Raw genomic sequence first — 7,137 nt, 5'->3', positions numbered from 1 at the left:
CCCAACGCGGTGAAGGCGTTGAAGCTGGTCGACCCGGCCCTTGCCACGACGATCACGATCCGCATCAAGCGCCACCCTGTTGCGAGGCGATCACGGCGATCAGTCCGCCGCCGTCCGGCCCTTGATGCTCGGCGCCGCCGGAGACGAAGATGCGGCCGTCACCCATCACACCGGCGACGAGACCGGCAACCGCGCCGCGGATGTGGCGCTGCGCGTTGATGTCGGTATCGTCCAGCATCGTGTGGCGATGACCGCGCACCTGGCCGCGCCGGTCAGGCTCGCATTTCACCAGCACGCAGGCGATGCGTTCGCCATCGTGCTTTGAAACCTGCGGCGAAGCCTTGATGCCAAGATCGGCAAGCACGTCGAAGACGCCACCGATATCGAGCGCGTCGCTCATGGGGCGATGCGCGATTTGGAGATCGCCGGCCCAGGCGGCGCTGTTGCCGAGCACGATCACCTCGTTGCTCTCGACCTCGACGCCGGAGGAGATGCTGGCGCGCGGCGACTGGATGGTAAAGTCGACAAGCAGCGAGTCGTCATCGAAAGAGTCCGGCTTGATCTCATCCAGCGCGAGCGCCACACCAAACGCGCCGGCCGCCCGCGCGAAAGCCATCGAGCGGTTCGGATCGCTCGTGCGCGGCGGCTTGCCGGCCGCGATCGCGGCGGACGCCCGCGCCACCGTCACGCAAGGACATTTGACCTGCACGAAATGCACGTCGTCGAGCTTGTCGATGCCGGCATTGCTGATCGCCTGCCGCACGGCGGTTGCGACACTCTCGACATGAGCGCGGCGGCCGACATCTTCGGTCGCGACCGGCGCGAACGCCGTGCCGATTGCCAGCGCTTGCGGGTATTGCCGCGTGGCCGCCGGATCGTCGCTGACGCAAAACACGCTGTAATGCGGGCTCATCACGCCTTCGGTGCCGCCGGAGAGCACGCAGGGAATCTCGCGGATAAGTTGCGATGCCGGTTTTCCGAGATGCACCGACAACAGCGCCATCAACGTTTGCGTGAAGTAGCCACGCGTGAAATCGTTGACGCCGCCATTGCCTTCGGTCTTGCCGATGATGGCAACCACATCCGCGGCGCGGACGGTGCCGCCCGTAATCAGGTTCTCCAGCGCCGACAAGTCGCCGGGATGAGACATCGACAAACGAAAGACCTGGGCGCGTTTCATGCCTTGTCACCCTCACGCTTGCCGTCGCCGGTCAGTTCGTACAGACGGCTCGGACTGAGCGGTATCTCCAGAATCTCAAGTCCCCGGCCGGCAAATCCGAGCGCATCCTCGATCGCCTGCGCGAACAATGCACCGACCGGAATGGCACCCGCCTCGCCCGCGCCCTTGATACCGAGTGGATTAAGAGGCGACGGCGTCACGGTGTGATCGAGCACCATGCGCGGCACGTCGAGCGAGGTCGGCAGCAGGTAGTCGGCGAGCGAGGCGTTGAGCAGTTGCCCCTGATCGTCGAACGACAGCTTTTCGAAGAATGCATTACCGATGCCCTGCGCCACGCCGCCGTGGATCTGGCCTTCCAGGATCATCGGATTGATCACGGTGCCGCAGTCGTGCACCACGACGTATTTGAGGATCTCTAACTGAAACGTCTCGGGATCGAGCTCGACGATGGCCGCATGCACGCCGTTCGCCGTGGCGCCGCTGGGCGGGCCGAAATATTGCGTCGATTCCAGTCCGGGCTCGGTGCCGGGCTTGCCCGCGCCGCGCATCGGATTGGCGCGCTGCGCCAAATCGCCGAGACGGATGAACTTTTCCGGAATTCCCGTGATCGAGACCTTGCCGTCGGCAAGCACCAGATCTTCCTCCGAACATTCGAAGGCTTCGCTGGCGAGTTTCAGCGCCTTCTTGCGCACGGCGAGCGAGGCTGCGTTGACGGCGTTGCCGGCGACCACCGCGCCGCGACTCGCAAAGGTGCCGGCGCCCCAGTAGAAGCGGTCGGTATCGCCGGTGACGATATCGACATCGGTGACGTCGACGCCGAGCTGCTCGGCCACGATTTGCGCAAAGCTGGTGAAATGCCCCTGGCCTTGCGTGCCGACGCCGGTCGCCACGCTGACCTTGCCGTTGCTTCGCACCTGCACTTTCGCGCCCTCGTAAGGCCCGATGCCGGTGCCTTCGACATAACAAGCAAGGCCGATACCGACGCAGCGCCCCTGGGCGCGCAAGCGCGGTTGCTCTTCGCGAATGAATTTTTCGTAGCCGATCGCGGCCAGCGCCTTGTCGAGCACCGGTTCATAATTGCCGCTGTCATAGGTCAGCGGGGCGAAGTCCTGGTAGATGATCTCGTTGTTGTAGGGAAATGCGTCCTTCGCGATCAGATTGCGGCGGCGGATCTCGGCGCGGTCGAGCCCAAGCTCGCGCGCGGCGAGATCGAGCAGCCGCTCGATCACGAACACGCCGTGCTGGCGACCGGCGCCGCGATAGGGCGTGACGATGGTCAGGTTGGTGAAGACCGACGTAAACGTCGAGTCGTAGGCCGGGATCACATAGGGCCCGAGCATCGTGCACTGGCTATTGATCGGCACCGTCAGGCCGTATGGATTATAGGCGCCGTTATCGTGCAGGAAGACGTCCTTGACGCCGAGGATGCGGCCGTCCTTGTCGAGCGCGATCTCCGCGTCGTGGATCTGCCCGCGCTCGTGCGTCGTCGCGACAAAATGCTCGAAGCGGTCCTCGATCCATTTGATCGGGCGATCGAGCCGCATCGCGATCCACGGCAACGTCGCCTCTTCCGGATACAGCATCAGGATTTTTGGTCCGAAACCGCCGCCGACGAACGGCGCGATCACGCGCACCTGGCCTTCGCCGAGGCCGAGCGCGCCGGCCAGAAGGCTGCGGACGAAGACCGGCGCCTGCGTGGTGTCCCACACCGTCATCTGCTCGGCGCGTGCGTCCCATTGCGCCACCACGCCGCGGGTTTCGATCGGCGAGGAGATGCCGTGCTCGTAGCGGAAGCGTCGCCTGATGGTGAGATGCGCCTTTGCCGCAGCCTTGGCATAATCGCCCTTGCTCTGGCGCACATGCGCGGCGACGTTGCTGCCGAGATCGTCGTGAACGAGCGCCGAGCCTTTTTGCAAGGCCTTTTCGGGATCGACGACAGCGGGGAGGATTTCCAGATCGACGACAATATCGTCGAGCGCGTCTTCGGCGATGTAGCGGTTTTCCGCAACCACGATCGCGATCGGCTCGCCGGCGCAGCGGATCGTGTCTTTGGCGAGCGGCACATGGGTGCGCGTATTGAAGACGATGCCGGGGATCGGCGGCGGCGCCACCAATAGCGGCCCCGCCTGCCAATAGGCTCCGAGGTCCTCGGCAGTATAGACCGCGATCACGCCCTCGCGTTTGAGCGCGGCCGAGGTGTCGATGCTCTTGATTCTGGCATGCGCGACCTGGCTGCGCAGGAACGCCGCATGCAGCATGCCCGGCAGTTCGACGTCATCGATGAACAGCGCTCGCCCGGTGAGGAGTTTCCTGTCCTCGTTGCGTTTGACCGGCGCGCCGAAGAAACGCGTGGTCATGGCGCCGCCGTCCGCATGGTTTCAGCCGCCTTCAGCACGGCATCGACGATGTTCTGATAGCCGGTGCAGCGGCAGAGATTGCCGGACAAGGCTTCGCGCACCTCGTCTTCCGAGGGCTTTTGATTGTCGCGCAGAAACGCCGTCATCGTCATCAGGATGCCCGGCGTGCAATAACCGCATTGCAGGCCGTGATGTTCGTGCATCGCCGCCTGCAGCGGGCTGAGATCGCCGGAAGACGAGGCCAATCCCTCGATGGTGGAAAGCTCGCGACCATTGGCCTGCACCGCAAACATCAGGCAGGAACGCACCGGCGCACCGTCAAGCAGCACCGTGCATGCGCCGCACACGCCGTGCTCGCAACCGACATGGGTTCCCGCCAGTTTCAATTCGTGGCGCAGGAAGTCTGAGAGCAGCATCCGCGCCTCGACCGCGCCGCGATACGAGTTGCCGTTGACCTTGAGGACAACGTCGTGAACCGCCTCAGGCATGCACGACCCGCTCGTGCGCCGCGGCAAGGGCGCGCCGTGTCAGAACGCCGGCAATGTGGCGCTGGTAGTCCGCGCTCGCATGCACATTGCCCGGCGGATCGATCGCCTTTTGCACGTCGGCCGCCACCGCCTCGATCGTCTGTTCAGTGCAGCGCTGTCCAACGAGCGAGGCGGCCGCGTCGCTGGCGTCAACCGGCGTGTCGCCGACACCGCATAGCGCCAGCCGCGCACCTTCGCATCTGCCCTGATCGTCCAGCGTGACGACGGCTGCGACGCCTGCGAGGGCAAAATCGCCCCGCCGCCGCGCCACCTCCAGGAAACAGCTCCCTGACCGCGGCTTTGGCGTGGGCAGGACGATGGCGGTCAGCATTTCGTCCGCCTCGAGGCTCGTGGTCAGCAGGCCCGCGAAGAATTCGGACGCTTCAAGCTCGCGCTCGCCTCGGGACGAACTGATTTTCATCCGGGCCTGCATCGCGGTGGCGATCGCCGGCAGTTCCGACGCCGGATCGGCATGGGAAAGATTGCCGCCGATGGTGCCGCGATTGCGGATCTGCGGATGGGCGATATGGGGCAGCGCGTCGGCGAACAGCGGGCAGGCCTTCAGGAATGGCTGATCCCGTTCCATCGCCCGATATCGCGTCATGGCGCCAACCCTTATAGTCTCGCCCCCGGAGCGATCGATTCCGGCAAGGTCCGCCACGCCGTTGAGATCGATCAGCACCGCGGGACGGGCCAGGCGGAAGTTCATGGCGGGAATCAGGCTCTGGCCGCCGGCCAAGAACCGCGCCTCCTCGCCATATTCGGCCTTGAGGGAAAGCGCCTGGTCGAGCGAAGAGGCGGCGATGTATGTAAATGGAGCAGGCTTCATGGTGCCGATGTGGTTTTGGTGCGTTCGCGCCTATTTCGCGGACGCAGCAAACACGATTATCTGTCGCGAAGGCGGGCAAGTCAAAACCAGGCCACAGACGTCCGCAGGCAAACTGCGCCGAAAAGGGGCGCAACCCTGCTTAACTTTCTATCGGGCTGCGCAAACATTGTGCGCGCCTCCGACAGGCGCATTTGCCACTATTCGCCCATGGCATCGCCAAAACACAACATTTCGGTCGTCAGCAACGCTGAGGCCGCCCCCAGCCCGAGCGAGAGAATGTCGCGACCTACTTCCGTCAGGAGTATTGACGTAATGTCGACCGAGCCGGCGTCCAAACGGCTGGTGGTCGATGCCAAGGCGATCTCGCTGACCTTCGAGACCGCCGACGGCCGCGTCGAAGCGCTATCCAATGTCGACCTGCAAGTCGCCGAGGGCGAATTCGTCTCCTTCATCGGGCCAAGCGGCTGCGGCAAGACCACGATGCTGCGGGTGATCGCCGACCTGCAGCAGCCGACATCGGGCAGCCTGCTCGTCAACGGCATGAGCGCCGAAGAGGCGCGGCTCGCGCGCAGCTACGGCTACGTGTTCCAGGCCCCTGCGCTGTTCCCCTGGCGCACCATCGAGAAGAACCTCAAGCTGCCGCTCGAGATCATGGGCTTCTCCGAACGCGAGCAGCAGATCCGCGCCGAGCGTTATCTTGCGATGGTCAACCTCAAGGGGTTCGAGCGCAAATTTCCCTGGCAGCTCTCCGGCGGCATGCAGCAGCGCGTCTCGATCGCTCGTGCGCTGTCGTTCGATCCGGCGATGCTGTTGATGGACGAGCCGTTCGGCGCGCTCGACGAAATCGTCCGCGATCATCTCAACGAGCAACTGCTGCAACTGTGGAATTCGACGAAAAAGACCGTGCTGTTCGTCACCCATTCGATTCCCGAAGCGGTGTTCCTGTCGACCAGGATCGTGGTGATGTCGCCGCGGCCGGGCCGCATCATCGACGTCATCGACTGCGACTTCCCGCCGGATCGCCCGCTGGAAATCCGCGAAACGCCGGAGTTTCTCAAAATCGCACAGCGCGTGCGCAATGGCCTGCGCGCAGGACACTCCTATGACGAGTAGCGGCGATGAGCAGTAGCTCCCTGGCGCTGCCGGCGCGCGCCCTCACTTTCTCCACGCGTTCCGCGGTCGTCGAGCGCTATGTGCCGGTGACGGCGATGGTGCTGGCGCTGATCGCGATCTGGTACGTCGCCTGCGTCGCGATGAACTGGTCGCTGGTGAAGGACGGCTTCGAGCGCGAGGAAACGCCTTATACCGTCAGCGACGTCCTCGCGGGCACCATGGATGCCGAGCGGCCGCTATTGCCGGCGCCGCACCAGGTGCTCGGCGCCTTTATCGACGGCGTGTTCGGTTACTCGCCGCTCGCGCCGCGCAGCCTCGTCTACCACTCGCTCGTCACGCTATCGGCGACCGCGCTGGGATTTGTCCTCGGCGCGCTGCTCGGGATCGTACTTGCGCTGATGATCGTGCACAGCCGCGTGCTGGAACGCAGCCTCTTGCCCTGGATCATCTGTTCGCAGATGGTGCCGATCCTGGCGCTCGCGCCGATCTTCATCGTGGTGCTGGGCGCGATCGGCTTGCACGGGTTGCTGCCGAAATCGATCATTTCCGCCTATCTGTGTTTCTTTCCGATCGCGATCGGCATGGTCAAGGGCTTCACCTCGCCCGATCCGTTGCAGATCGAATTGATGCGGACGTGGTCTGCGACCCCGCGCCAGGTGCTGTGGAAGCTGCGCTGGCCGGCCTCGGTGCCTTATCTCTTTGCCAGCCTGAAAGTCGCCATCACGATCTCGCTGATCGGCGCCATCGTCGCGGAATTGCCGACCGGCGCCGAAGCCGGCATCGGTGCGCGGCTGCTCGCGGGCTCCTATTATGGCCAGACCATCCAGATCTGGGCGGCCCTCGTCGCCTCCGCGGTACTGGCCTGCGGCCTGATTGGCCTGGTCGGCCTGATCGAGCGTGGCGTCAATGCACGCATGGGGGCGCACTGATGGAAGCGCGCAAACTGCGGCTCGGATTTCTGCTCGCCGCCGGCGCCATCGCGCTCGCCTTTGTGCTGCCGCTGGCGCCTGAAATCTTTCCGCTGACCTCGCGCCCGGCGATGTCGGCGCTGGCAGGTGCCGCCGGACTATTGTTCCTGCTCGCGGCCTGGCTTGCAAATGATCGTTCGACCGTCTTCGCCTTGATCGGCGC

Annotated in this window: 7 protein-coding genes; 3 read left to right on the top strand and 4 right to left on the bottom strand. The window is 64.5% G+C overall.

Translation table 11 applies throughout. The features are described 5' to 3' along the window. Positions 1-64: 64 nt before the first annotated feature. From VFL62_RS26775 to VFL62_RS26760, 4 genes are read right to left on the bottom strand one after another with little or no spacing between them, the layout of a single operon-like run. Positions 65-1,180 carry a ring-opening amidohydrolase gene (locus VFL62_RS26775; RefSeq protein WP_325175411.1) on the bottom strand — a complete coding sequence of 372 codons (1,116 nt, stop codon included), beginning with the start codon at positions 1,178-1,180 and terminating at the stop codon, positions 65-67. After that, the gene (locus tag VFL62_RS26770; protein WP_325175410.1) at positions 1,177-3,537 is read right to left on the bottom strand and encodes a xanthine dehydrogenase family protein molybdopterin-binding subunit; all 2,361 of its coding nucleotides are present in this window, start codon (positions 3,535-3,537) and stop codon (positions 1,177-1,179) included. Before VFL62_RS26770 ends, VFL62_RS26775 begins: the two co-directional genes overlap by 4 nt. Then, the gene (locus VFL62_RS26765) at positions 3,534-4,025 is read right to left on the bottom strand and encodes a (2Fe-2S)-binding protein (RefSeq protein WP_325175409.1); all 492 of its coding nucleotides are present in this window, start codon (positions 4,023-4,025) and stop codon (positions 3,534-3,536) included. The genes VFL62_RS26770 and VFL62_RS26765 overlap by 4 nt, the downstream gene beginning before the upstream one ends. Continuing rightward, positions 4,018-4,893, bottom strand: a complete 876-nt coding sequence (locus tag VFL62_RS26760) for a xanthine dehydrogenase family protein subunit M (RefSeq protein WP_325175408.1) — start codon at positions 4,891-4,893, stop codon at positions 4,018-4,020. The genes VFL62_RS26765 and VFL62_RS26760 overlap by 8 nt, the downstream gene beginning before the upstream one ends. 312 nt (positions 4,894-5,205) lie before the next feature. Between VFL62_RS26760 and VFL62_RS26755 the strand changes: the two genes are divergently transcribed. From VFL62_RS26755 to VFL62_RS26745, 3 genes are all read left to right on the top strand, one after another. Then, positions 5,206-6,006: an ABC transporter ATP-binding protein gene (locus tag VFL62_RS26755; RefSeq protein ID WP_325175407.1), complete on the top strand. Its 801-nt coding sequence runs from the start codon at positions 5,206-5,208 to the stop codon at positions 6,004-6,006. Positions 6,007-6,011: 5 nt separating this feature from the next. Then, a complete protein-coding gene (locus tag VFL62_RS26750; protein WP_325175406.1) occupies positions 6,012-6,935 on the top strand; it encodes an ABC transporter permease in 924 nt (307 codons plus the stop codon). Beyond that, positions 6,935-7,137 (top strand): hypothetical protein (locus VFL62_RS26745; protein WP_325175405.1); only part of this gene is annotated, 203 nt, incomplete at its 3' end. The genes VFL62_RS26750 and VFL62_RS26745, both read left to right, overlap by 1 nt.

The sequence above is a fragment of the Bradyrhizobium sp. genome (genome assembly GCF_035701725.1).
Classification (GTDB): Bacteria; Pseudomonadota; Alphaproteobacteria; order Rhizobiales; family Xanthobacteraceae; genus Bradyrhizobium.
The sequence above is the reverse complement of the archived record's forward strand: the minus strand, read 5'-3'. Positions and strand labels throughout refer to the sequence as shown.

What these genes read in the sequence shown, in the direction of transcription:
- VFL62_RS26775 (WP_325175411.1), bottom strand. Translation starts at nt 1,180, where the DNA reads ATGAAACGCGCCCAGGTCTTTCGTTTGTCGATGTCTCATCCCGGCGAC.
- VFL62_RS26770 (WP_325175410.1), bottom strand. Translation starts at nt 3,537, where the DNA reads ATGACCACGCGTTTCTTCGGCGCGCCGGTCAAACGCAACGAGGACAGG.
- VFL62_RS26765 (WP_325175409.1), bottom strand. Translation starts at nt 4,025, where the DNA reads ATGCCTGAGGCGGTTCACGACGTTGTCCTCAAGGTCAACGGCAACTCG.
- VFL62_RS26760 (WP_325175408.1), bottom strand. Translation starts at nt 4,893, where the DNA reads ATGAAGCCTGCTCCATTTACATACATCGCCGCCTCTTCGCTCGACCAG.
- VFL62_RS26755 (WP_325175407.1), top strand. Translation starts at nt 5,206, where the DNA reads ATGTCGACCGAGCCGGCGTCCAAACGGCTGGTGGTCGATGCCAAGGCG.
- VFL62_RS26750 (WP_325175406.1), top strand. Translation starts at nt 6,012, where the DNA reads ATGAGCAGTAGCTCCCTGGCGCTGCCGGCGCGCGCCCTCACTTTCTCC.